Source organism: Nocardia seriolae NBRC 15557, assembly GCF_007990715.1.
Taxonomy (GTDB): Bacteria; Actinomycetota; Actinomycetes; order Mycobacteriales; family Mycobacteriaceae; genus Nocardia; species Nocardia seriolae.
Genome location: NZ_BJWY01000100.1, coordinates 1 through 23,106 on the forward strand (window position 1 = coordinate 1; position 23,106 = coordinate 23,106).

Genomic DNA, 23,106 nt, shown 5'->3' on the forward strand with positions numbered 1-23,106 from the left:
GTACTAGAGCGCGGGCGCCCCGGGTGGTGCGCCGCGAAACGGATGCGCGACGGCGATTCCCGGGAATCTGCGGTGAATACGCTCCACATACCGGCGCACCGCGGACAGTTCGGCATTGATCGACTGCCGGGCCTCGGGGGTGGGTGCGGTCTGCAATCGGCGCGTCAGTTTGACTACATGCCTTTCCAATTCATCCAGGAAGATGCGAGCCTGAGCTAACTCGGGATCCTCGCCGGCGTCGGGATTGTCGAATCCCCTGTACTGCATAACGCGGAAGTATTCCACGCAGCCGCACTCCGCGTCGCGCAATTCGATTGCGTCCAGCCGGGTCCGCACTGCCCGACCATCCCCCACGGGCACACCGCGTGTACGCGCCTCGGCATCGGATCGAGTAGCCTCGCCAAGCGAGCTGCCCCCTCCGACAGGAATTCGAATGGCCATCAGTTACCTGGAATCGATCGTCGTCGGCGCACTGCAAGGGGTGAGTGAGCTGTTCCCGGTCTCCAGCCTGGGGCACAGCATTCTGCTGCCCGCCCTGGTGGGCGGCCAGTGGGCCGAGGATCTGAGCATGTCCGCCAAGGATTCCCCGTACCTGGCGCTGCTGGTGGCCATGCACGTCGCCACCGCGCTGGCCCTGGTGATCTTCTTCTGGCGCGACTGGGTGCGCATTGTGCGCGGCCTCTGGGACGTGGCGACGACGCGCCAGATCCGAACGCCCGAAGCGAGATTGGGCGTCCTGCTGGTGATCGCGACCATACCCGTGGGCCTGGCCGGACTACTGCTGGAGAAGGTCGTCCGCCACTATCTCGGCACGCCCGTACCGACCTCGATCTTCATGGCGATCAACGGTTTCGTGCTGCTGTCGGCGGAGATCATGCGCAAGCGCGAGCACGCACCGGAGTTCCAGTTCTCCAGCCCCACCGGCCGCACCGGCGACCTGTCCATGGAGGACACCATCGTGCTGCCGATGACCGACCCGGACCGCGCCTCCGATGTGCGCCTGTCGCGCCTGAGCATTCGTGACGCCACCCTGATCGGCGCCGCCCAGATCGCCGCGCTCTTCCCCGGCATCAGCCGCTCGGGCAGCACCATCGTGGCGGGCCTGTTCAAGGGCATGCGGCACGAGGACGCCGCCCGCTTCGCGTTCCTGCTCGCCACCCCGGTCATCCTGGCGGCGGGCGTGCTGAAGATGCCCGAGCTGTTCAAGCAGGAGAACCACGACATCCTCGGCCCGGCGCTGGCGGGCAGCGTGGTGGCTGGCGTGCTGTCCTACATCTCGGTCAAGTTCCTCACGGCGTACTTCGAGACCAAGACGCTGACGCCGTTCGCGATCTACTGCCTGGTCGGCGGTTTGGGCAGTCTGGTCTGGTTCACCATCTGACCCGCCTCCCCGAGCCTTCAGCGGGCGGCTGAGAGCCGTCGCCCATTCACGCATCCGTGCCGGCGGTCGGGTGCCGGGTCCAATTCTGGGCGTACCCGGGGAGTTACCCCGATCGTCGCGAAATCAGTTGTCGCCTCGGCATACGTACCTGCCGAGGCGACAACTGGTCATCGACCTTCAGTGCGTGGGTGTAGTGGTCGGCGGCACGGTGGTGGTGGTCGGCGGCACGGTGGTCGTGGTCGGCGCAACCGTCGTCGTCACCGGGGGAGTGGTGGTGACCGGCGGCGTGGTGGTCGCGTCCGGGGTGACCGTGGTGGTCGGCGGCACCGTTGTGGTGGTGGCAGGCACCGTCGTGCTGGTCACCGCCGGGGTGCTGGTCCCGGTGACCGTGGTGGAACCCGTTGCGGCGGTGCTGCTTCCGGCCGCGCTCGCCCGCGGCGCGTTGGCCAGCGCCTTCGGGTTGGTGGTGCTGGTCGGCGACGAGGTCAGCGTCTTCGGGTTCAGCGTCCCCGCCTGCGCCTCCTTGGCCAGCTCGGTGAGCCAGGCCGCCGCGTAGTCCGCGGAGCTGACCGGCTTGCCGTTGTCCGGATTCTGGTCGTGCCAGTAGTCGAAGTGGTGTCCGGTGCCGTTCGGGCCCAGGGTCAGGTTGTACGGGTCGTTCATGATCACCGGAATGGTGTTCTGGTTGGTGGTGATCAGCCCGATGACCTCGTTGAACACCTTCTGCGGCAGGTACGCCAGCGGCGACATGTTCTCGGCCGCGATATTGTCCGCGGCCACCGGGGCCGGGTTGTCCTGATTCGGCTTGTAGTCGGGCGCCGAGACCTTGAGCAGCACGTCGAGGAAGGTCTCCTTGCTGGTCCACCAGCCCGGATTGTGCGCGATGTCGGCGAAGGCATTGCCCGCGATCTTGCCCAGCACCACGGCCACATTCATGCCGGAGTTGAGGTCCAGGCCGTCGTTCTGCAACTGGTCGGCATTGATCTGGCGGCCGACATTGACGGCCAGCTGCAACAGCGAGATGTTCTTGGGCGCGGCACAGGTCAGGTCGCCGTCGGAGCAGAAGGACGCGATCCGCCCGTTCAGCGAGCCGAAATCACCGGCGTGATCGGCCAGCGCGCCCTGACCACCGGCGATGTCCTTGCCGGTCTGGTAGCTCTGCCCGAAGTTGTCGGGGTGGTTCGGGTCCTTGGCCCCGATGAACGGGCCCTCACCCGCCGAGCGTCCCGCGTCGGCCAGAATCACCACACCGGCCACATTGCCCGGATCGACGATCGCGTATTTGCCGTCCGCCCCGGCATTCTGATGCCCGATCTCCATGGCCACGCGGCGCGTCACATCCGCGCCCTCGCTGTAGCCGACAATGGCGAATTTGGTATTCGGGCAGGCCGCGGAGATATCCCGCATGACCTTCTCGGTATTGGCGACACCGGTATTGACGGCGTCCTCGTAGCTGTTCAGATTCGCCGGATAGGAGACGTAGACGGCCCAGTACGAATTGGAGTCCACCGACCCGCCCGGCGCGTTCACCACCGGATCCACCCAGTGGCTCTGATAGTCGTCCGACAGCGCCGCGGGCAGCTCGTTGCCATTGGCGTCGACCAGCATCTTCGTGGTCCCGGACTGCGGCGAGTCATTGCGCCCCGCCACCGAGATGGTGACCATGTCATGGCAATCCGAGACCGAGGCCGTCAGCACCGGGTCGGCCTGCTTCGAATCCGGCGACCCGGTGAGCGCGAACGTGACCGCGACCGCCGCCGCGATACCCAATGCCGCAGGTGCCGCGACCGCAGACGCAATCCGATGTCGCTTCATGAACTCGCGTATTTCCATGCCCGAATCCCCATTTCACCCCGACAGTGAACCGTCAGGCCCCCTGTGCAGTCGGGCCATCTACCACCGGACACGTCGTCCCGGGAGATCCGAGCGTTACTTTCGCGAATGAGTCGCTACCGCAGCGGGACTCGAGTGCGCCACCCGAAAGTGGCGCGGGTCACAGCTCGGGCTCCGATCGGCTTGCCGAAGAAGGAAGCCAGGGTCTCGCCCAGGGTTTCGGTGAGAGTCTGCAGCTCACCGGGGGTGCCGAGCATGGAGGGGGAGTCGATGGTCGAGCAACCCGGTTGGGCGGCAACGCCATTGAGACGGTCGAACAGCCACATGAGCGCGGCGGGTCCGCCGGTCACCTCGGCGACGATGTGCTCGCTGGCCCAGTCTCGGGTGTAGGTCACCTGGGCGGCCGGGTCCTGGCAGTAGGTGTCGACGAGCCGGTCGGCCGAGCCGAGCGGCAGGATCTCGTCCCACTTGGAGTGCCACATGAACACCGGCATGTCCGGCAGCGACTTGCCCAGGCGGGTGTCCTCGAGCATGGCTTGCACGGCCGGTTCCCGCAGCGGGTCGGGGGAATTGATCATGCCGGTGATATTGAGGAACGGCAGCAGCGCGGTCTGGTACTGCACGCAGAACGGGGCCTTCACCGTGCGCAGCAGCTGGCCGAGCGGATTGAGTCGCTGATCCAGCAGCGCGTTGAAGTCCGGGTATTCGCGGGCCAGGCCGAGTACCGCGCCGAGCACCAGGCCCGAGGTCGCCTGATTGTTGGCCATCAGCAGCGCCGCGCCCAGATCCGCACCGGTGCCGCCGGAGGCCGCGGCGACGATATTCAGTTCCGGCGCATAGGTTTTGCGCAATTCGGCGGCGTGCATGGTGGGCATGGACCCGCCCGAATAGCCGTACAGGGCCACCGGCGCGCCCGCCCCGACGCCCAGCGGCGCGAAGGAGGTGGCCGCGCGAATGCCGTCGAGGGTGATGCGTCCGCCCAGCGGGCCCGCCGCATACGCCGAGTGCGGACCCTGGTGGTCGGGGATCACCACCGCGTCGCCCTTCTGCAATGCGGCCTGCGCCATCACGAATTCGGCGGGCGCGACGATCTGGCCGACGAAGGGCGCGACCGAGAACTGTTGCAGCGCATAGGAAGGACTGCAATAGCCCTGGGTGGAGTCCTCCGCGATCTGCACCGAGAGCAGCTTGCGCGGGGCCGGGGCGACGCCGCGCGGCTTGAGCAGGGTGGCCACCGCGGCGATGGCCTCGTCGCGAGAGTTGTTGGAGCGGTAGGAGACCTGCCAGGCGTCCACATTGAGCGGGATCAGCCCGAGGTTGGCGACATTCACCTGCCGGGCGGCGATGATCTCGCCGGGCGCGGCGGCGGCCACCACGCCCGCGGGCGGGTTGTAGAAGCTCGGATCGAGTTCGGGTGGCAGCGGCACGATCTGCGCGGGCTGAATCGACGGCGGTGCCGGATCGGCCGGTGCCGGGCCCGCGGTCAGCGCCGCGACCGTCAGCACGCTGATGGACACCGTCCCGAGCCGCACTATCCGGCCGGTCAGTCGCCTGGTCCTCATCGACCCACTTCCTCACCCTGATCCCAGTGTGAGACTACTCAGTCTCAATATTGCGGCCTACTATTCCACGGCTGTGACCCGGGTCGCAATATCCATTCGTGGCGGAAATGGCCAATCGGCCGGGGGATCTTCGCCCTTGCCTGGAGCGCACTCCAGCTCACTAGGGTCGGGGCATGAGCAAAGTGTGGTTCATTACCGGTGTTTCGAGAGGTTTCGGGCGGGAATGGACCCTCGCCGCACTCGAACGCGGCGACCGCGTCGCCGGCACCGCGCGCGATCTGAGCACCCTCGACGACCTTGCCGCCAAGTACCCCGAGACCTTCCTCCCGCTGCGACTGGAGGTCACCGACCGGGCCGCCGACTTCGCCGCCGTCGAGCAGGCGGCCGCCCACTTCGGCCGCCTCGACGTGGTGGTCAACAATGCCGGCTACGGCCAGTTCGGCATGATAGAGGAACTCACCGAGCAGGAATTCCGAGATCAGTTGGAAACCAACGTCTTCGGCGCGATGTGGGTCACCCAGGCCGCCCTGCCCATCCTGCGCGCCCAGGGCAGCGGCCACATCATCCAGGTCTCCAGCATCGGCGGCATCTCCGCGTTCCTGAACCTGGGCGCCTACCACGCCTCCAAGTGGGCCCTCGAAGGCTTCTCCCAGTCCCTGGCCCAGGAGGTCGCCCCCTTCGGCATCCACGTCACCCTCATCGAGCCCGGCGGCTTCGACACCGACTGGGCGGGCCCCTCGGCCCGCCACGCCACCCCGAACCCGGCCTACGAACCGGCCCGCGCGGCCCGCGCCGCCCAGCGCAATGCCGTGCGCCGCGGCGACCCCACCGCCACCGCCACCGCCGTCCTGGCCGTCGTCGACGCGGACGAGCCGCCGCTGCGCATCTTCCTCGGCGAGATCCCCCTGGGCATCGCCACCGCCGATTACGAATCCCGCCTCGCCACCTGGCGCGAATGGCAGCCGATTTCCATTGCCGCCCAGGGCAACTGACGCGACCGAGGGCCCGCGGGCCGGGTGACCCGCCGACCGGAATTCGGGTGCCGACGGTAGGTTCGGTGTGCGGGCTACGGCCCGCCCGGCCATGAAAGCCGTTCGGGCCGGTGCGATTCAGCGAGGGTCGATGAGTTTGTCGTGTACTGGTCGACTGTACGATTGCCGCATGATCAGCCAGCGGGGTGCTTCCACGCCCGACGAGTTCGACGACGTGTGGAAGCGTGCAGGTGGCCGATCGATTTCGGTGGATGTTCGCGAGTGGACGGCGGTGACTCCCTTCCACATGCGACGTGGGGCATCACGATGTCTCAGCCGCTAGGGCGCGACGCCGGTGAGGATGCCGTCGATCTCGGCATTCACGTGCGCACCTTGCCGTCGGTGGAACCGATTGTCATGTGGGTGCCCGATATCCGATCGGTGATCGTCCAGGCAGATCTGCCTCCGATCAAGCACAACGAGGCGGTCGCGCACGGTGTCGCGCATGCGGTACTCGAAAGCAGTTGGATGGTGCGCCGGGCCCGAATGGGGCGACTTCCGAGAATCGGTACGTCATCAAGATCCTGCCGAAGGTCGCCGTCTCGAAGTTCGTTGGCGAGCAGTGGGTTCCGACCGGCGCGCTGTCCCAGAAGCTGACCATGGTCGCCTTCGAGGACGACGCCGCGGGCTTCGCCGTCGCCCACACCTACGCGGGCAAGGGCTGGCAGCAGGTGCTGGCCCAGACCGGCATGCCGTACACCATCACCGCGCTGACCGCGTCCATCGTGGGTCCGACCACGCTGGCCGAGGGCAACACCTCGCAGTCCACCCAGGTCGTGGTGAAGGACCAGTGGGGCGGCATCGTGGCGCCCAGCCTGCTCAACTGCACCGGCGTCACCGCCCTGACCGCCACCGTCACCCCGGCCGGCCTGGTCACCCCGACCGCCGACGGCACCGGTGGCACCGGCGCGGTCAACGTGGCTCTGAACCTGCCTTCGGGCTGGCCGGCCTCGACGGCGACCGCGACGCCGCCCGCCATCACCGTCGCGTAGCGACGCCTGAACGTGGATGCTTGCCGCGCGTCTCCGGTCGCGGCACCAGAGCACCGGCGCTACCTTCGTGCTCTATCTCACCGCAGGTCAGGTGGTCGCACCGGGCTACTTCCTCAACAGCGCCGCGAATATCACCGGTCCCGCAACGTATTTCGATGGCACGCTGCTCAGCTACTGAACCCTAAGGACATTCGATGACCTCACCCGACCGAAAGGTCCCCTCCGGCGCGTATGTCGGGTCGTCGGCGCCGAACAACGTCGCGAACCTACAGGCTGTGAACTGGGCCATCGTGCAGCAGTCGACGGTCGCCAACCTGGCCGGTTCGTTCCAGGGCGTCACCAACGCGAGTCAGAACATGAACGACGCCAACGCAACGTCGGGAGCAGCGGCGCAGGCCGCCACGTCCGGTTCGGGCACGGCCCAGTCGACGGCGTCGGCCGCGCGGAACACGGCCGCGGCCGACTCCGTGGCAATCGCCTCGCTGCAACCACCGAGCCCACCGACGGCGACGCCCGGAATCAGCTGCAGCGACAACTTCGCCCGCACGACACTCGGGCCGAACTACAACACCTTCAAGTCCGGATCGGTCGCGAACCTGGCCATTGTCAACAATGGTCCAGCTGGATCCCAATGGAACCAACTCGGGCACCGGGTCCGTTATCGCCTTGAGCACCAGTGTTTTACGGACCGACAGTCAGTCGGTGTCGCTGGTCGTCGGTGCCGCCGACAATGCCGATAGCGCGGCCACCGGTCTCATCCTGCGCGCCGATCCCCAGCTGGCGACCTTCGATTACGCCTGGATCTATTCGAACAAGATCTACATCGGTGCGGGTGTCCGCGGCGGTGGAGCCAATACCTACAACGACTGGACCTCGACCGCATTCAACGTGTGGAGCGGTGACACGGTCACTTTCACCGCGGTCGGTACCGACTATCAGGTGCTGGTGAACAACGTTCCGGTCCTCGGCTTTTCGGACAATACCGGGACGGTGCCGTCCGGACCCGGTTACCGCGACCGGGATCGGGTGGAGCCTGGTGCGGGGCAGCACGGTCGGCATCACCCCGCCCGCCGCGCAGACGGTGCGCCTGAACGGCGTGTTCGACACCGTACGGCAGGCCAGCAATGTGACGGTCGTCAATCTGGGTGCCGGTCAAGTGCAGGTCAACCGTGCGGGGTGGTATCTGATTTCGGCCACCTTCAACGTGGTCAACGCGGACTACTCGATGCGCACCGACCTGTGGAGTGCGCCGAGCCTCGGCGGAAGCTGGGGAATGCTGCGGGCCGAGGCGGTCGGCATCACCTACGGCACCGATGCCGACAACGTCTACTACATCAGTTACAGCACTGCGGGCTCTTTCGTCGTCTACCTCTCGAAGGGCGCGATCGTTGCACCCGGCCTGTGCAGTCGCCGGGGCCGACCTCTGGTGGTCCCCAACGCCCGCGGGCCCCTGGACCCTGCTCCGCTCGGGCTTCAATTCGGGCGTAACCAACTCCGCAGCCGCGGAGACTTTCACGGTCTACCTGGCCGCCGGCTCTGTCGTCTGCCCGGGCTACTACCTCTCCGGCAACGCCACCATCACCGGCCCCAACACCTATTTCGACGGCGCCTTCATCAGCTACTGAAGCGTCCATTCCCATTACTGCAATTCTTTGGAGGTCGGCTTGACGATCTTTGGTATCGACATATCGAACAACAATGGCCCGGATATCGATCTGGCCCAGGTTGCCCGCGAAGGCTTTCGGTTCGTGTTCGCGAAGGTGTCCGAGGGTGATGGCTTCGTCGACTACACCTGGCCCGCGTATCGGGATGCGGCGCATGCCAATGGGCTGCTGGTCGCGGGTTATCACTATCTGCGGGCCGACTGCGATGTGACGGCCCAGGCCGAGTTGTTCGTGTCGCATGTGGGTGACGCGGCGACCATGGTCGACTTCGAGGCGAATTCCGGCGGTATCGAGACCTTTTGGAGTTTCGTCGAGGCCGTGAACTCGCTCGGGCGGTCCATCAATCTGTCCTACATCCCGCGATGGTACTGGCAGCAGATCGGGTGCCCGGATCTGTCCAAGGTGCCCGGGCTGATCCAGTCCAGCTATGTCGCGGGTTCGGGTCCGGCATCGGCGTTGTACCCCGGTGATGGGACCGGATTCTGGAATGGGTTCGGCGGCAAGGACGTCGACCTCTTGCAGTTCACCGACCAGGCATTGGTCGCGGGGCATCTCGTGGACGCGAACGCGTTCGCGGGCACATACGAGCAGCTGCGGGCCATGTTGGGCCTGACGCTGTCCACTTCGGATGGAGGATTCATGGCGTTGACCGATGAACAGCAGGTGGACCTGCTGCACAAGGTGCAGGAGATCTGGGAACAGCTGCGCGGGCACGGCTGGGCGCAGCTGGGGCAGAATGCTCAGGGCGAGAATTTGACCCTGGTGGATGCCGTTGTCGGTCTCAAGGCCGAGTTCGCAAGCCTGAAAGCCACGAGACAGGCTGCCTGAAACCGTAATACGTCGATCGACTGCCGCGCAGGTAACCGTATTGCTGCCCATAGACATTGGCGGTCAGCAGCGCCTCGGCGGCCCGGATCTCCTTCCACGCCAGATGGTTTCGCGGCACCCGATACGGCACCAGCCGCCCGGCGTCGTCCAGTGTGTACGGCACCGGCGAGACCTCGCGGACCGCGTTGTCGAAGCGTTCGCGGGCGGCGTTCACCAGGTGCAGCACGTGCTGTTCGGAGAACTCGGCCCCGGCCAGCACCCCGACGTTCTCGGCCACGAAGACGATGGGCCGCGCCCCGGCCTTGCGGCCGATCCCGGCCAGCCACCCGTCCACCAGCGGCAGCGCGCCCGCGTACTGATTGCCGTCGGTATCGGGGATGTGCAACAGCCCGCCCTTGGCGCCGGGGTCGTAGCGCGCGACGCTGTCCAGCGCCAAGCCGGTCAGATCGGCCCGGGCGGTGGCGTACACGGTCTCGGCGTCCACGCCCCACTCGGCGAGCTGCGACGGATGGACCCGCTGCATCGAGGTCGGATGATCGACCACCAGCGTCTCCATCAGGCACGGCAGCAACGGCCGCCGCGCGTCCAGGGTCGCGCCCGCCGAACACCCCACCCAGAAAACCCATGCGCCGCAATGTACGCGAGCACGCCGACGCCCGCCTGTTCGAAGCCACAAAGACTGACGCCGATGCGAAGCCGCTTTTCGTAGCTTTTTACTGAAGCGGGCTTATTTGTGCGATATACCGATTCGCTCGGAGGTCCTCGAACCGCTGGTCATAGGTTCGTGCAAACTGTTCGCGACCACCCCGGATCGGCTTGACCGATGTGCTGCGCGCCACGTACTTTCGGGGTTACCGACACATGTGAGCTGATCGAAGGAGGCGAGTCGGATGTCGAACAGTCCCCGCGAAGACATCGCCGACCTGCGTCACCTGGCTCACCGGACCGCCTGGGTTCCGGGTCGTGTAGCGCACGGCTTCTGAGCAGCCCTTTTCCGGCGTGCCTCGAACGCGGCCCCGGCACCTTTCGATCTCTGTCACGGCCTTCGGCATGCCTGCGTGCCGTTTCGCGCTCCGGGTTCTCGGGCGGCGTCACCGAAATAGAAAGCTCCTGAAATGGCGACTAGGATTATCAGATCGACCGCGCAGCGAAATGAGGTTGTGCAATGGTAGAGGCGCGGATCACGGTCAACGGGAAAGTCACCCCGATTTCCCCGGCGGCACCCCACACCACCGTCCTGGATTTCCTCCGGGACCGCGGTTTCACCGGGAGCAAGGAAGGCTGCGCCGAGGGTGAATGCGGCGCCTGTTCGATCATGGTGGCGCGTCCCGGCGTGGAGCAGGCCACCGACTGGATCGCCATCAACGCCTGCCTGGTGCCCGTCGCCTCGCTCGACGGCCAGGAGATCGTGACCGCCGAGGGCCTCGGCGAGCTCGACGGTTCCGGCGCGCCCACCGAGCTGCACCCGGTGCAGAAGGAAATGGCGGTGCGCGGCGGCTCGCAGTGCGGTTACTGCACCCCGGGCTTCATCTGCTCGATGGCGTCGGAGTACTACCGGCCGACCCGTTGCGCCACTGCGCACGCGGACGAAGACACTGTTGCGCACGCGGCCGAGGACACCGAGGCCGAGTCGCACGATCACGAGCACGGCCCCAATGGTTTCGACCTGCACTCGCTGAGCGGAAACCTGTGCCGCTGCACCGGTTACCGCCCGATCCGCGATGCCGCGTACGCGCTCGGCGAGCCCGCGGCCGACGACAAGTTCGCGCAGCGCCGCGAGCAGGACGCGCCCGCGCCGGTCGCCACCGAGTACTCGCAGGACGGCCGCACCTTCCGCCGCCCGGAGACCCTCGCCGAGGCCGTGCAGCTGCTGCGCGAGCGCCCGGACGCGGTGCTGGTCGCCGGTTCCACCGACTGGGGTGTCGAGGTCAATATCCGTTCGCGCCGTGCGGATTACGCCATCGCGATCGATCGCCTGCCCGAATTGCGCGGCCTGAAGGTCGAATCCGATCACATCGAGATCGGCGCGGCCGTGCCGCTGACCGAGATCGAGCGCCGCCTCGACGGCAGCGTGCCGCTGCTGGCGCAGCTGTTCCCGCAGTTCGCCTCGCGTCTGATCCGCAACAATGCCACCTTCGGCGGCAACCTGGGTACCGGTTCCCCGATCGGTGACTCCCCGCCGGCGCTGCTCGCACTGGGTGCGTCGGTGGTGCTGGCCTCCGCCGACGGTGAGCGCGAGGTCGAGCTGGCCGACTACTTCACCGGCTACCGGCAGAGCGTGCGCCGCGCGGACGAGCTGATCCGCGCCGTGCGCATCCCGCTGCCGCTGGCCCCGGTGACGGCGTTCCACAAGATCGCCAAGCGCCGCTTCGACGACATCTCCAGTGTCGCCGTCGCTTTCGCGATCGAGCTGGAGGACGGCAGGGTGAGCCGGGTGCGCATCGGCCTGGGCGGTGTGGCCGCCACCCCGATCCGCGCCCTCGACACCGAGGCCGCCCTGATCGGCAAGCCCTGGAACACCGACACGGTCGAGGCCGCCGCCGCGATCCTGCAGGGCGAGGGCACCCCGATGAACGATCACCGCGCCAGCTCCGAGTACCGCGCCGCGATGCTCGGCCAGAGCCTGAAGAAGCTGTACGCGCAGACCACCGAGGCGGTGCTGTCATGAGCCATCTGTCCGAGCGTCCCGAGAAGCCGGTCGTCGGCGTACCGATGCCGCACGAGAGCGCGTCGCTGCACGTCACCGGCACCGCGCTCTACACCGACGACCTGGTGTACCGCACCAAGGACTGCCTGCACGCCTACCCGGTGCAGGTGTTCAAGGCGCACGGCAGGATCAATGCGCTCAACACCGAGCCCGCCTACGCGGTGCCCGGCGTGGTGCGCGTGCTCACCATCGACGACGTGCCCGGTGTCAATGACGCGGGCATGAAGCACGACGAGCCGCTGTTCCCCGAAGAGGTCATGTTCAACGGCCACGCGGTCGCGTGGGTGCTGGGCGACACCCTGGAGGCCGCGCGGCTCGGCGCCGTGGCGGTCGAGGTGGAGCTCGAGGAGCTGTCGTCGCTGATCACCGTGCGCGAGGCCATCGCGGCCGAGAGCTTCCACGGCGCGCGCCCGACCATGATCCGTGGCGATATCGACGAGGGTTTCGCCAACTCGGTGCATGTGTTCGAGGGCGAGTTCGAGTTCAAGGGCCAGGAGCACTTCTACCTCGAAACCCATTGCGCCCTGGCGCAGGTCGACGAGGCCGGGCAGATCTTCATCCAGTCCAGCACCCAGCATCCGTCCGAGACCCAGGAGATCGTGGCGCACGTGCTCGGGCTGCACAGCCACGAGGTCACCGTGCAGTGTCTGCGCATGGGCGGCGGCTTCGGCGGCAAGGAGATGCAGCCGCACGGGTTCGCGGCCATCGCCGCGCTGGGCGCGAAGCTCACCGGTCGCCCGGTTCGCCTGCGGCTCAACCGGACCCAGGACCTCACCATGTCGGGCAAGCGGCACGGCTTCCACTCCTCGTGGAAGATCGGCTTCGATGCCGAGGGCAAGATCCAGGCGCTGGACGCGACGCTGACCGCCGACGGCGGCTGGAGCCTGGACCTCTCGGAGCCGGTGCTGGCCCGCGCGCTGTGCCACATCGACAACACGTACTGGATCCCCAACGCGCACGTCGCCGGTCGGATCGCCAAGTGCAATACGGTCTCCAACACCGCATTCCGCGGTTTCGGCGGCCCGCAGGGCATGATCGTGATCGAGGACATCATGGGCCGATGCGCGCCCCTGCTGGGCCTGGATCCGGCGGAGCTGCGCGAGCGCAACTTCTACCAGCCCAACCAGACCACGCCCTACGGCCAGCCGGTCGGCCAGACCGATCGCATCGGCAGGATCTGGCACCAGACCCAGGACAACGCGGACTGGGCCGAGCGCCAGCGCGACATCGCGGCCTTCAACGCCTCGCACCCGAACACCAAGCGCGCCTTGGCGATCACGAACATCAAGTTCGGCATCTCGTTCAACCTCACCGCCTTCAATCAGGGCGGTTCGCTGGTGCTGATCTACAAGGACGGCTCCGTTCTGATCAACCACGGCGGCACCGAGATGGGCCAGGGCCTGCACACCAAGATGATGCAGGTCGCCGCGACCACGCTGGGCATCCCGCTGCGCAAGGTGCGGCTGGCCCCGACGCGAACCGACAAGGTGCCCAACACTTCCGCCACCGCGGCCTCCTCCGGCGCGGACCTCAACGGCGGCGCGATCAAGAACGCCTGTGAGCAGCTGCGTGCGCGGCTGGTCCAGGTCGCCGCGACTCAGCTGGGCGGCAGCGCGTCGGATATCCGCATCATCGACGGTGTCGCAACGCTTCTCGGCAGCGAGAAGACCCTGGACTGGGCCACCCTGGTGCATACCGCCTACTTCCAGCGGGTGCAGCTGTCGGCGTCGGGCTACTACCGCACCGAGGGCCTGCACTGGGACGCCAAGATCTTCCAGGGCTCGCCGTTCAAGTACTTCGCCTACGGCGCGGCCGCGACCGAGGTCGAGGTGGACGGCTTCACCGGTGGCTACCAGATCCGCCGCGTGGACATCGTCCACGATGTCGGTGACAGCCTCTCCCCGCTGATCGACATCGGTCAGGTCGAGGGCGGCTTCGTGCAGGGCGCGGGCTGGCTGACCCTCGAGGACCTGCGCTGGGACACCAGCGACGGCCCCAACCGCGGCCGGTTCCTGACCCAGGCCGCCAGCACCTACAAGCTGCCGTCCTTCTCGGAGATGCCCGAGGAGTTCAACGTCACGCTGCTCGAGGACGCCACCGAAGAGGGCGCGGTCTACGGCTCCAAGGCCGTCGGCGAGCCGCCGCTCATGCTGGCCTTCGCGGTGCGTGAGGCGCTGCGGCAGGCGGCCGCGGCGTTCGGCCCGGACGGCACCAGTGTCGATCTGGCCTCGCCCGCGACGCCGGAGGCGGTGTACTGGGCCATCCAGGGCGCGCGCCGCGGTGACGTGGCCGCCAAGGCGCTGACCAACGGGCACGCCGTGAATGCCAACGGCCACAACGGCAATGGCCACGTCGGCAATGGTCAGTCCGTCGTGGACGCGACCGTGCTGAGCGGAGTCTGACATGACCTGGATCGCCGCGGTCGAACGGTTACGAGCCCGCCGGGAGCCCGGCGTGCTGGTGACCGTCGCGACCGTGCGCGGCCACGCGCCCCGCAAGCCGGGCGCGAAACTGGTTGTGGGACAGACCGAGTCCTGGGGTTCGATCGGCGGCGGCAATATCGAGGCCGTCGCCATCGACCGGTCGCGCGAGCTGCTCGCCGCGTCCGATCCGGAAACGGAGATCATGGACTTCGCCCTCAACGACAAGGTCACCAACAAGCACGGCGTGCAGTGCTGCGGCGGCGCGGTCAGCGTGCTGCTGGAACCGCTGCCGGTGGTGCCCGCCGTGGCACTGTTCGGGGTCGGGCACGTGGGCTACGAGCTGGCCCGCATCCTGGCCCGCCAGGACCTCGACCTGCACCTGATCGACACCCGGCCGGAACAGCTCGCCGAGGAACGGCTCACGGTCCTCGCGGACAGCGTGGCGCGGGTGCACGTGCACCGTCCGCTCATGCTGCCCGAGGAAGTCATCGCGCAACTGCCGCCTGGCACCCACGTGCTGATCATGACCCATGATCACGCCGAGGACGCCGCACTGTGCGACACCGCTTTGCGCACACCGGAACTCGGGTCGACCGGGCTGATCGGCTCGTCCGCCAAGTGGGCGCGGTTCCAGAAGATGCTGGCCACCGAGGGCGGTTTCGACGCGGCCACCATCGCCCGGATCAAGACGCCGATCGGGCTGCCGGACATTACCGGCAAGGAACCCGCCATCATCGCGGTCAGCGTGGCGGCCGATCTGATCAGGACCTTCGAAGCCGAACGCCACGCGAACAACACTGTGGCCCAGGTGCATTCGATCGCGGACAGCGCGTAGAACAACGAACGGAAGGGCCCCGGTTCTCGGCGAGAACCGGGGCCCTTCCGTATTCAGCGCAGGTGCGAGGTGTCGTTGAGCCAGCGCACCGACGCGCTGCCATCGCCGAAGTAGGCGATGGCCGAGACCGAAGTCGCCGCCAGTTCCATACGGAACAGCGACTCCGGCGGCGCGCCGAGAGGGGACTGCCGGGAAAGTACGTGCGGACCACGCCCGCGGTGGTTCCCGACGACCCCGATCCCAGCGCCCCGCGATCCAGCAGTACGACGCCGACCCCGGCCTCGGCGAGCTGGCATGCGATCGACGTCCCGATCACCCCGCCGCCGATGACGAGGACTTCCGCCCGCTCGCTCACGACTGCCGCGCCACTTCGGCCGGACGCTGCTGGCGCAGGTGGTCGCCGGTGTCCCAGGGGTACAGGTGCAGGTTCCACGCGCCCAGGGTGTTGACGTAGAGGGCGAGCTGGCTGACCACCGCCAGGAAGTCGTCGCGGTCCAGGTGCTCGAGGCAGGCCAGGAACCGCTGGGTGAACGCCCACAGCGGCTCCAGCCCGCAGCAGCCCAGGAACGCGGCCGGGACACCGACCAGCAGGCGGGTCATATGGCGCAGCGAATCCATCGGCATGCCCTGCACGGCGGCCCGCACCAGGCCGCCGTAGGAGGCGTAGCCCAGCGGGCGGATCTCACCGTTGACGAACAGCAGCGTGGGCAGCACCGTGTCGAAACTGCCTGCCCCGGACGGGATCAGGCCGCGATGCAGACCGGCGAGTTCGGCGGGCTCGGTCAGCCAGATCCGCTCGGTCTCGGCGTGCACATCGTGGATCAGGCGATTCGCCTCCGCGTCGGCGGCGGTCAGATGTGGAATGCGATGGCCGCCTTAGCTTCCCGCCTTCCGGACCTCGACCACAACGGGTCGCTTGGTGGAATACACCGAATCCCACACCGCGCGACCGGCTTCCAGCAGCGCTTCGACGTCCTCCGGCCGGATCCGTCCCACCGGCGCGGCTGGCATCGGTTCGGTCAGCTCGCCGTACTTGATGCCCAAATGCTGGAGCGCGGAAAGGAATACCGTCCGTCGGGCGCGTCCCGCCGATCCGGGATCTTGGTCTCAGCGTGCACGTGCAGCAGCGAGGGGATCGGCGCGACGTGGTACAGGTGCTGTCCCGCGACCAGTGCGTGCCCCTGCAAACTCCGGTACGGCAGCGCCTCCCACAGCGCGTCGGCCAGTTCCGGATCGCGACCGTCGAGTTCCGCGGTCACGGTGATACCCAACTCCGGCCAGGCGATTTCGATATGCCGGGCGGACGGCTCTGACAAGATCTTCTCCTCCATTGATGTCGCCGCTACCGCTGCGCGAAGTGGTCGCGCACGGAATCCACCTGTTCGGCCATCATGGCGACGATGGTCTCGACGACCTCGGTGTCCGCGTCCTCGGCGATGGTCAGCTCGCGGGTCCAGTCGAAGAAGCAGCGGTTGGGATCGTTGGTGATCTCCCGGACGCGAATGGCGGCGACATAGCGCTGCACGCCCATGGTCGGCTCGATGGAGCGGTAGGTCTGCAACCGCTTCAGCTCGTCGCGCCCCGCGATCTCCTGCTGCACCAGGCCGTCACTGAACACCAGCGTGAAGTTGTAGAGCGCCGGAACCCGTTCCGGACCGGCGTCTCCGACCCAGTGCACATCCTTGGCCGCGGGCCCGGAGACGATGGACACCAGCCGCAGGGCATCGCGGACGACGGCCCACACGGCGGCTGGGTCGGCATCGATGACACTCGAGTGATACATGGTGTGTTTGCGCTGAACCGCCACGAAAAATCCTTGTCCGGCAAGGTGATTGACTGAGATCGCGACTTCGTAATGAAGTACACAGGCGGCCGCGCCGGGTCGGCCAGGGCATGAAGGCACGAACCGCGCGTGGCGACTCAACGGGTATTTCGTAGAGTCATACGACGCTTGCCGACTATGAAAGGCATTGCGCAACAACATAAATCAACAGCGTTGGCGGGAATTCCGTTGGCGTGGCAAAGCGATGGCGAATGCCCTCTGGAGACAGTTGCCGAAAAGGGTGTCCTCGCTGTCGTCGCAGCCGGCCCGGACTTGATCTCCGACGGCGCGGCGGGTCGACCGGCGCTAACATATATATGGAGGCGGCCATCAGACCCAGTGGATGGCTCCAGGCCCCCGCACAACGGCGATCGCACCGGGGTTTCTCATGCATAAGACGACGATTTTGCGGTGATCGCCCGCCCGCGCCGACCAAAAGTCGGGCTCGATTTGTGAATCCCTACGAAAAGCCGGTCCCAAGGCCCGGACGTGTTCATGTCTTCTACCCCTAGCCGACACCGTCCGGTTGGTTGTGTACTCCTCCTCACAAGTTGCAAATGCAAGGGATGAGCGCCGTGGACGCCGATCCGCCCCTACGGGCGGAGCCGAGCCGCCAAGGCCCAGCATCTGGGGGAGTCCCCGCCTTATCCGTAAAGGAGTGACCGTGACCGTCAACGTGAAGAGCCTCCAGGAGCTGGAACGCGACTGGCTGGACGAGGCGATCCGGCTGGCCACCAACAGCGTCGCGAACGGCGGCGGCCCCTTCGGCGCACTGGTGGCCAAGGACGGCGAAATCGTCGCGGTCGGCCACAACAAGGTCACTTCGACGCTCGACCCGACCGCCCACGGCGAGGTGACCGCCATGCGCGCAGCCTGCCAGGCCCTGGGCACCTTCTCCCTCGAGGGCTGCGTCCTGGTCACCTCGTGTGAGCCCTGCCCGATGTGCCTGTCCTCGGCCCTGTGGGCCCGCGTGGACCGCATCATCTTCGCCGCCGACCGCCACGACGCCGCCACCGCCGGCTTCGACGACCGCGTCTTCTACGAGCTGTTCGAGGTACGCACCGAGGGCAACTGGCCCACCACCCTCGAGCGCCTCGACCTCCCCAACCGCAACGCCCCCTTCGAGGCGTGGCTGGCCAAGACCGACCGCATCGACTACTAGGTCACTGCCGTCAGGCCCGGCCGTTGCATTGCGGCCCGACCACTTCCGAGGGATCGACGGCGTCGGCGCTGATCGAGGACGGGAACGGCGGGCCCACCGCATTCAGGGAGCTGCGGGACGCGTCGTCGCCGGTGGGCCCGATGCCGCCGGCGTACCGGCCGCCGCGGAAGGCGATCGCGCCGCAGCCGTCCATGTAGCGCAGCGCGACCGTGCAACTGTCTTTGCCGCATTCCGACAGCGCCCGGGCGTCGGCGCCCGCCTGATCCGGATAGTTCCACGAGGATCCGACGTCGAACACCTCGCCGACCGGCGGGTTCGACACCGCGAACGCGCCGTACATGTGACCGTCCGGCCCGGGCTCGGCCAGCGCCGGTCCGCTTCCCACGGCCGCGCACGCGGCCACGAACACCACTGCCGCGACGCTTCGAACGATTGATACAGCCATCACCGTGCTCCTCTCGATCCGCAGGGTTCCACCTGGACGAGACGCAGTGCCGGTAGCTGGAGACAACTCTTTTCGCACGCTACTCCGCACCGTCCCCCGCGGTCAGGGCATTCCGGACAATCATGCCGTGACCTGCGGCTTCGGTTCGGAAGTCAGCGGAAGGCGTCGACGACGTACTTCGCCCACTCCGCATAGCTGGTCGCGGGGCGGCCGAGGACGCGTTCGACATCGGGGCTGACCCGCCGCTCCTCCGGGGTGGGCTCACCGAGGATCGTAAGCGTGTGATCCGCAACGGATTCCGGCATGAATTCGAGCATGGCGGCGCGGGCCTGCGCGCGGGTCAGCTCGACGAAGTGCAGCGGCTCGCCCAATGTGTCGGCCAGCGCCCGCGCCTGTTCGCGCGGGGTCACTGCGGCCGGTCCGGTCACCGTGTACGCCTGGCCGTGGTGGCCGTCCTCGCGCAGGGCGGCCACCGCCACCGCGGCGATGTCGAACGGGGCCACCACCGGCAATCCGATATCGCCGAACGGTGCCGGAACCATGCGCTGGGTGCGCACGGGCTCGATCCAGGCGAAGGTATTGCTGGCGAATCCGCCGGGGCGGATCGCCGTCCACTCCAGATCCGAAGCGGCCAAAGCCTTTTCGAAGGCGACCGTGCGGGCGTAGCCCGGGTTCCCGGGCCGCGTCACCGCGCCCTGCGAGGACAGGAACACCACCCGCCGGACTCCCTGGGCCGCAACGGTTTCGAGCAGTTCGCTCGGCTCGGGCCCGCTCATCAACTGGTCCCCGGTGATCAACAGGAACAGCGCGTCCGCGCCGCTCGTCACCTCCGCGAGGCTGTCGAGATCACCCACATCGCCGCGCCGATGCTCGACACCCTCGGGCAGATCCACCGGCTTCTCGCCACGCGAAACCGCCACCACCTTCTCGCCGCTCTGCGCGAGCAGCCGCACGATAACGCCGCCGACATTGCCGGTCGCGCCGGTCACCACGATCATCTGTCCCACTCCTGAGTTAGTTGCATGACTAACTTGACCTTAGGGCATGTCCCGCCGCGTTGTCCATACTTAGTTGGTTGGCCAACTGACTTTCGGGGCTGTCAAGGATCCGTCAAACCGGGTCCGGGGGTCTTGCCGCCGGATCGCTCGATGCGGTGATATCCAAGGGTGAACCGAGTCGAGCAGATGCCTTCCGCATTGGAGCTCTTCGGTTTCCAGAGTGAGGACGAGCCGCCGAGTCCGGCGTAGAACCGTTCGCTCACTTCCTGTGCCGCCCAGCGCATTTCGCGTACCTCGGGCGACGTTCGCCCCTGGCCGCGACCCTTCGTCGCGAATTCCGCGCGCCCGCATGTCGCGAGCCGCCCCCGCATGATCGGAGAGCTATGTCCGCAACCCTGTCCAGCCCCCGCACCGTCCTCGTGACCGGGGCCGATACCCGCCTCGGATTCGCGACGGCGCAGCGGGTGATCGCTGATGGCGACACCGTCATCGCGCACATCCTGGACAAGAACCACGCCGATGAGACGATGCAGCGGCTCGAGTCCGCGGCGCGGCCCGGCCGGGTCCGCATGGTGCAGGCCGATTTCACCCGGCTGGGCGAGGTCGACGAACTCGGCCGCACCCTGGCCGCGGAGCTCACCCGCCTGGACGCCCTGATCAATATCGCGTCCATCGCGGCCCCCGACGCCCGCACCCACACCGAGGACGGCCACGAATTGACCCTCCAGGTCAACTATCTCGCGCCGCACCGCCTGACCACGGCCCTGCTCCCCGCTCTGGAAGCGGCCCGGGGCCGGGTCGTCACGGTCACCTCGAAGCTGCACGCGGCAGGCAATATCGACTACTCGGACCTGGACCGCCGCCGCGGGATCTACACGCCCCTGGCCACTTACGCCCAGTCCAAGCTGGCCCTGACCATGTTCAGTCGCTCCCTGGCCGAGACCGGCCCCGCCGGCCTGACCTCGGTCAGCGTGCACCCGGCCGACTTCGAGATCGACCTCCCGCGCCTGCGCAGCCACCGCGCCGCACCCCTCGACACCGCCGCCGCCCTGCTGGTCCAACTGGCCACGCCGACCGTACCGGTCACCAATGGCGGCTACTACGAGGGCACCGACCCGACGAACGCCGCAGCGCTGGTGCGCAATTCGCGCGCCCGCACCCGCCTGGCCGCGTGGAGCAACCAGCTCACCGCCTGACCTCTTCCCGAAGGAGAACCGACATGTCCAAACGAGTCGGCAAGAAGCGCGCGGGCCGCAAGAAGAAGGCCGACCACGGCCACAAGCCCAACCAGCGCTGACCGACCTTCGGCGCGGCCTGCACCGGCATGTCATGGGTGCGCCGGAAACGGAAGACGCCCGCGATCTCGGCTGAGGTCGCGGGCGTTCTTCTCGGCGTCAGTTGTCGTTGTGGAACAGCAGTCGCCCGATCAGGGAGCCGAGGGCGTGGCCGGACCCGGCGGCGCTCCCCGAGCCGTATCCGTTGATGTCGGCGTTCTGTGTGGTGTCATTGCTGCTCGGCTGCAGCTGCACGTCGGCACTCGCGGTGCCGGCGGTGGTCACAATGGCGGCGGCGACAACGGCCGTGCCCAGCGCGGTACGGACAACGGCGCTCTTGACCTTCATGGTTCCTCCCCGTGCCGCCTGCGGGCGGCAAAACGATCTTGACGCAGGAATTATGTACTGCCGCAACACTTCTGCACAAGCATCAAGATCGGCTCGACCGCCGGGTCCATAGTGCGCGAGTAGCGGGAACGACATCACCGATCCAGCGCCGGAGTTGAGTTTCATCGCTCGTTTCCGGCCAGTACACGAAGGTGTCGAACCCGGTTTCCGTTGCGAGATCGAACAATATGCGAGCCCACCCCGCGGCATCGGTGCGAATCGGTTCCTCGCCACGCAGCGTCACCGCCCCCGCAGCCTCGGTGATCGTTCCGACGAGCTGCGCCATTCGCATGATATCCCCCGGCTTTCGTCCCGCGTCGATGGCGGCAGCCGAGATAATGTCCTGTGTCGCTTGCCATTTCTCATACGGCAGAAGTGCGGAATAGGCGCGGCCCACCCATCGGCGATGCGCCCGGTGAGCGCATTGGCCTTGGGCCCGACGCTCCCGAACCAGATCCCACCGGATGCGCGGGCGCAGGCCCCGACTGCACCCCCTGCACCGCGTAATGCGCTCCTTCGACTTTCGCCTTCGCGCCGGGCCGCCACTTGGCCCGAATAATCGCGGTCGCCTCCTCGAGCGCCCGCAACGCTTCGGAATTCGACCGAACCGGCCCACCCATGGCCCCGATGGCAGACCAGAAAGCCCCCGCCCCCAACGCCAGCTCGAACCGCCCCCCACTCAGCAAATCCAGTGTGGCGGCCTGCTTCCCAAGCACCGCGGGCCCCCGCAACGGCAAACTGGCCACATCCGGAAACACCCGCAGCCGCTCGGTCTCCGCCAACACGGTAGCGATCACCGCAAACGTATCCGCCAACCCGCCAGCATACGGATGATCCTGTATCCCAAGCAGATCCAGCCCCTCCCGATCCGCCACCTGCGCCATCCCCGGCAACCGCGGCAACTTACTCACCGCAGGCGCCCACTGAATCCCGAATCGCAAGTCCACAAGGTGATATTGCCAGGTGCCCCTGACACCGTCGCGCACCGAAATATGTTGCCCCGCAATCAGCAGGGTGTTCCATCCGACCGGCTGATCCGCCGAAGCGACAACGCCAGCACATCGGCCGAGTGGATCCGGTCAATCGGTCCATACGGTCAGCCTGAGAGAGGCATAGCTCGAGGGGTATCGGCTGAATGACACGATTGTTGCCGCCACCACGATGCCGTCGCCGGTGAGACACGCGGTGGCGTCGATATTCTCGGGTTTGATGGCCTGACCCAGGCCCAGATATCGCGTCGCACCCTTGCACGCGGCGTAGCTCGCCTGCGAATCCAGCTCTGCGATACGTCCGTTGGCGACCTGCAGTCCCTCGTCGCTGAATACGAGCGACACCGCGCCCGAGTTGGCCGCCTGCATCAGATTCACCGGCATGGGACACCTGGCCACCGGTTTCAGCACGAGTCCGTACTGATATGCGAGATCGATTGGACAGGTTATCAATTCGGTTCCATGGGATGAGGTGGGCGGTGCGGGCTTCGGCCCGGATTCGGGCCTGGCCGGTTCCGTCGAGGTGCGCCCAGGGGTGCGAGCCGAGTCATGGGCCGAAGGTGCGGTGGAGTGTCCGAGGAAGAACGCGGCCGCCGCCACCACAGCGGTGATCAGGGCGGCGATCGCCGAAATCCACACCGGTCCCAGCTCCCGGAAACCCTTCCGATCGTCCCCGGATTGCCGCGATCCGTTCCCCTGCCCGCTCATCGCAACAGACTAGGAGTCCAAGCGGCACCGTGGGCGCGTCTCTCGCCGAGGCCCTCGACGCCGCC

The 23,106-nt window shown here is 67.2% G+C and carries 25 protein-coding genes and 1 pseudogene; 12 read left to right on the forward strand and 14 right to left on the reverse strand.

From position 1 onward, the window contains the following. Window positions 1-3 precede the first annotated feature (3 nt). Window positions 4-336, reverse strand: coding sequence for a hypothetical protein (locus NS2_RS25760; RefSeq protein WP_033089951.1), 333 nt, complete (start codon window positions 334-336; stop codon window positions 4-6). A gap of 91 nt (window positions 337-427) precedes the next feature. Here NS2_RS25760 and NS2_RS25765 point away from each other — a divergent pair, with 91 nt between their 5' ends. Next, window positions 428-1,381 carry an undecaprenyl-diphosphate phosphatase gene (locus NS2_RS25765; RefSeq protein WP_197707972.1) on the forward strand — a complete coding sequence of 318 codons (954 nt, stop codon included), beginning with the start codon at window positions 428-430 and terminating at the stop codon, window positions 1,379-1,381. A gap of 177 nt (window positions 1,382-1,558) precedes the next feature. On the opposite strand, the gene NS2_RS25770 is transcribed toward NS2_RS25765, so the two are convergent. Beyond that, window positions 1,559-3,214, reverse strand: coding sequence for a cutinase family protein (locus tag NS2_RS25770; protein WP_033089953.1), 1,656 nt, complete (start codon window positions 3,212-3,214; stop codon window positions 1,559-1,561). A gap of 116 nt (window positions 3,215-3,330) precedes the next feature. Continuing rightward, the gene (locus NS2_RS25775; protein WP_045438902.1) at window positions 3,331-4,776 is read right to left on the reverse strand and encodes a lipase family protein; all 1,446 of its coding nucleotides are present in this window, start codon (window positions 4,774-4,776) and stop codon (window positions 3,331-3,333) included. Between the two features lie 173 nt (window positions 4,777-4,949). On the opposite strand from NS2_RS25775, the gene NS2_RS25780 reads away from it, so the two are divergent. The 5 genes from NS2_RS25780 (at window position 4,950) to NS2_RS25800 (ending at window position 9,291) form a co-directional block, all read left to right on the forward strand. Continuing rightward, window positions 4,950-5,768, forward strand: coding sequence for an SDR family oxidoreductase (locus NS2_RS25780; RefSeq protein ID WP_033089954.1), 819 nt, complete (start codon window positions 4,950-4,952; stop codon window positions 5,766-5,768). 503 nt (window positions 5,769-6,271) lie between these two features. Further along, window positions 6,272-6,799 carry a hypothetical protein gene (locus NS2_RS25785; RefSeq protein WP_033089955.1) on the forward strand — a complete coding sequence of 176 codons (528 nt, stop codon included), beginning with the start codon at window positions 6,272-6,274 and terminating at the stop codon, window positions 6,797-6,799. Between the two features lie 194 nt (window positions 6,800-6,993). Further along, entirely contained in the window at window positions 6,994-7,539 is a 546-nt protein-coding gene (locus NS2_RS25790; RefSeq protein WP_143161465.1) for a hypothetical protein, read from the forward strand. 648 nt (window positions 7,540-8,187) lie between these two features. Further along, window positions 8,188-8,424, forward strand: a complete 237-nt coding sequence (locus NS2_RS25795; RefSeq protein ID WP_033089957.1) for a hypothetical protein — start codon at window positions 8,188-8,190, stop codon at window positions 8,422-8,424. A gap of 39 nt (window positions 8,425-8,463) precedes the next feature. Then, entirely contained in the window at window positions 8,464-9,291 is an 828-nt protein-coding gene (locus NS2_RS25800) for a glycoside hydrolase family 25 protein (protein WP_052086822.1), read from the forward strand. Here the strand turns inward: NS2_RS25800 and NS2_RS25805 are convergent. After that, window positions 9,245-9,904 carry a hypothetical protein gene (locus NS2_RS25805; RefSeq protein ID WP_143161464.1) on the reverse strand — a complete coding sequence of 220 codons (660 nt, stop codon included), beginning with the start codon at window positions 9,902-9,904 and terminating at the stop codon, window positions 9,245-9,247. The two genes, NS2_RS25800 and NS2_RS25805, sit on opposite strands and share 47 nt — an antisense overlap. A 552-nt stretch (window positions 9,905-10,456) precedes the next feature. Between NS2_RS25805 and NS2_RS25810 the strand changes: the two genes are divergently transcribed. The 3 genes from NS2_RS25810 to xdhC are packed head-to-tail and all read left to right on the forward strand — an operon-like array spanning window position 10,457 to window position 15,256. Continuing rightward, window positions 10,457-11,959 (forward strand): xanthine dehydrogenase small subunit, encoded by a 1,503-nt coding sequence (locus tag NS2_RS25810; RefSeq protein ID WP_033089958.1) that lies wholly within the window; start codon window positions 10,457-10,459, stop codon window positions 11,957-11,959. Next, a complete protein-coding gene (gene xdhB, locus NS2_RS25815) occupies window positions 11,956-14,400 on the forward strand; it encodes a xanthine dehydrogenase molybdopterin binding subunit (protein WP_147207308.1) in 2,445 nt (814 codons plus the stop codon). The genes NS2_RS25810 and xdhB overlap by 4 nt, the downstream gene beginning before the upstream one ends. 1 nt (window position 14,401) lies before the next feature. Then, entirely contained in the window at window positions 14,402-15,256 is an 855-nt protein-coding gene (gene xdhC, locus NS2_RS25820) for a xanthine dehydrogenase accessory protein XdhC (RefSeq protein WP_045438906.1), read from the forward strand. 205 nt (window positions 15,257-15,461) lie between these two features. Here xdhC and NS2_RS37840 read toward each other — a convergent pair. The 4 genes and pseudogenes from NS2_RS37840 to NS2_RS25835 form a co-directional block, all read right to left on the reverse strand. Further along, window positions 15,462-15,689, reverse strand: a pseudogene (locus NS2_RS37840) (FAD-dependent oxidoreductase); the annotation flags it as partial. Next, entirely contained in the window at window positions 15,608-16,120 is a 513-nt protein-coding gene (locus tag NS2_RS36890) for a cucumopine synthase-related protein (RefSeq protein ID WP_308640203.1), read from the reverse strand. The gene NS2_RS36890 and the pseudogene NS2_RS37840, both read right to left, overlap by 82 nt. A gap of 155 nt (window positions 16,121-16,275) precedes the next feature. Then, entirely contained in the window at window positions 16,276-16,572 is a 297-nt protein-coding gene (locus NS2_RS36895; RefSeq protein ID WP_197707873.1) for a hypothetical protein, read from the reverse strand. Between the two features lie 26 nt (window positions 16,573-16,598). After that, window positions 16,599-17,063, reverse strand: coding sequence for an SRPBCC family protein (locus NS2_RS25835; RefSeq protein ID WP_158544157.1), 465 nt, complete (start codon window positions 17,061-17,063; stop codon window positions 16,599-16,601). A 679-nt stretch (window positions 17,064-17,742) separates the two neighbouring features. Here NS2_RS25835 and NS2_RS25840 point away from each other — a divergent pair. Beyond that, window positions 17,743-18,240 (forward strand): nucleoside deaminase, encoded by a 498-nt coding sequence (locus NS2_RS25840; RefSeq protein WP_161789511.1) that lies wholly within the window; start codon window positions 17,743-17,745, stop codon window positions 18,238-18,240. Between the two features lie 10 nt (window positions 18,241-18,250). On the opposite strand, the gene NS2_RS25845 is transcribed toward NS2_RS25840, so the two are convergent. Both NS2_RS25845 and NS2_RS25850 read right to left on the reverse strand, forming a co-directional pair. Beyond that, window positions 18,251-18,685: a DUF4189 domain-containing protein gene (locus tag NS2_RS25845; RefSeq protein WP_147207309.1), complete on the reverse strand. Its 435-nt coding sequence runs from the start codon at window positions 18,683-18,685 to the stop codon at window positions 18,251-18,253. A 152-nt stretch (window positions 18,686-18,837) separates the two neighbouring features. Next, window positions 18,838-19,683, reverse strand: a complete 846-nt coding sequence (locus NS2_RS25850; protein WP_033089962.1) for an SDR family oxidoreductase — start codon at window positions 19,681-19,683, stop codon at window positions 18,838-18,840. Window positions 19,684-20,066: 383 nt separating this feature from the next. On the opposite strand from NS2_RS25850, the gene NS2_RS25855 reads away from it, so the two are divergent. Together NS2_RS25855 and NS2_RS37845 are read left to right on the forward strand one after the other, a co-directional pair. Beyond that, window positions 20,067-20,879 carry an SDR family NAD(P)-dependent oxidoreductase gene (locus tag NS2_RS25855; protein WP_033089963.1) on the forward strand — a complete coding sequence of 271 codons (813 nt, stop codon included), beginning with the start codon at window positions 20,067-20,069 and terminating at the stop codon, window positions 20,877-20,879. Next, window positions 20,855-20,980 (forward strand): hypothetical protein, encoded by a 126-nt coding sequence (locus NS2_RS37845; protein ID WP_256255755.1) that lies wholly within the window; start codon window positions 20,855-20,857, stop codon window positions 20,978-20,980. The genes NS2_RS25855 and NS2_RS37845 overlap by 25 nt, the downstream gene beginning before the upstream one ends. A gap of 97 nt (window positions 20,981-21,077) precedes the next feature. Here NS2_RS37845 and NS2_RS25860 read toward each other — a convergent pair whose 3' ends face one another. From NS2_RS25860 to NS2_RS25870, 4 genes are all read right to left on the reverse strand, one after another. Next, a complete protein-coding gene (locus tag NS2_RS25860; RefSeq protein WP_033089964.1) occupies window positions 21,078-21,305 on the reverse strand; it encodes a hypothetical protein in 228 nt (75 codons plus the stop codon). Between the two features lie 82 nt (window positions 21,306-21,387). After that, window positions 21,388-21,741, reverse strand: coding sequence for a hypothetical protein (locus NS2_RS36900; protein ID WP_197707980.1), 354 nt, complete (start codon window positions 21,739-21,741; stop codon window positions 21,388-21,390). Continuing rightward, the gene (locus NS2_RS38515; RefSeq protein WP_197707872.1) at window positions 21,707-22,228 is read right to left on the reverse strand and encodes an LLM class flavin-dependent oxidoreductase; all 522 of its coding nucleotides are present in this window, start codon (window positions 22,226-22,228) and stop codon (window positions 21,707-21,709) included. Before NS2_RS38515 ends, NS2_RS36900 begins: the two co-directional genes overlap by 35 nt. Before the next feature lie 195 nt (window positions 22,229-22,423). Further along, on the reverse strand, window positions 22,424-22,972 hold the full coding sequence (locus NS2_RS25870; protein ID WP_033089965.1) for a hypothetical protein: 549 nt from the start codon (window positions 22,970-22,972) through the stop codon (window positions 22,424-22,426). Window positions 22,973-23,106 lie beyond the last annotated feature (134 nt).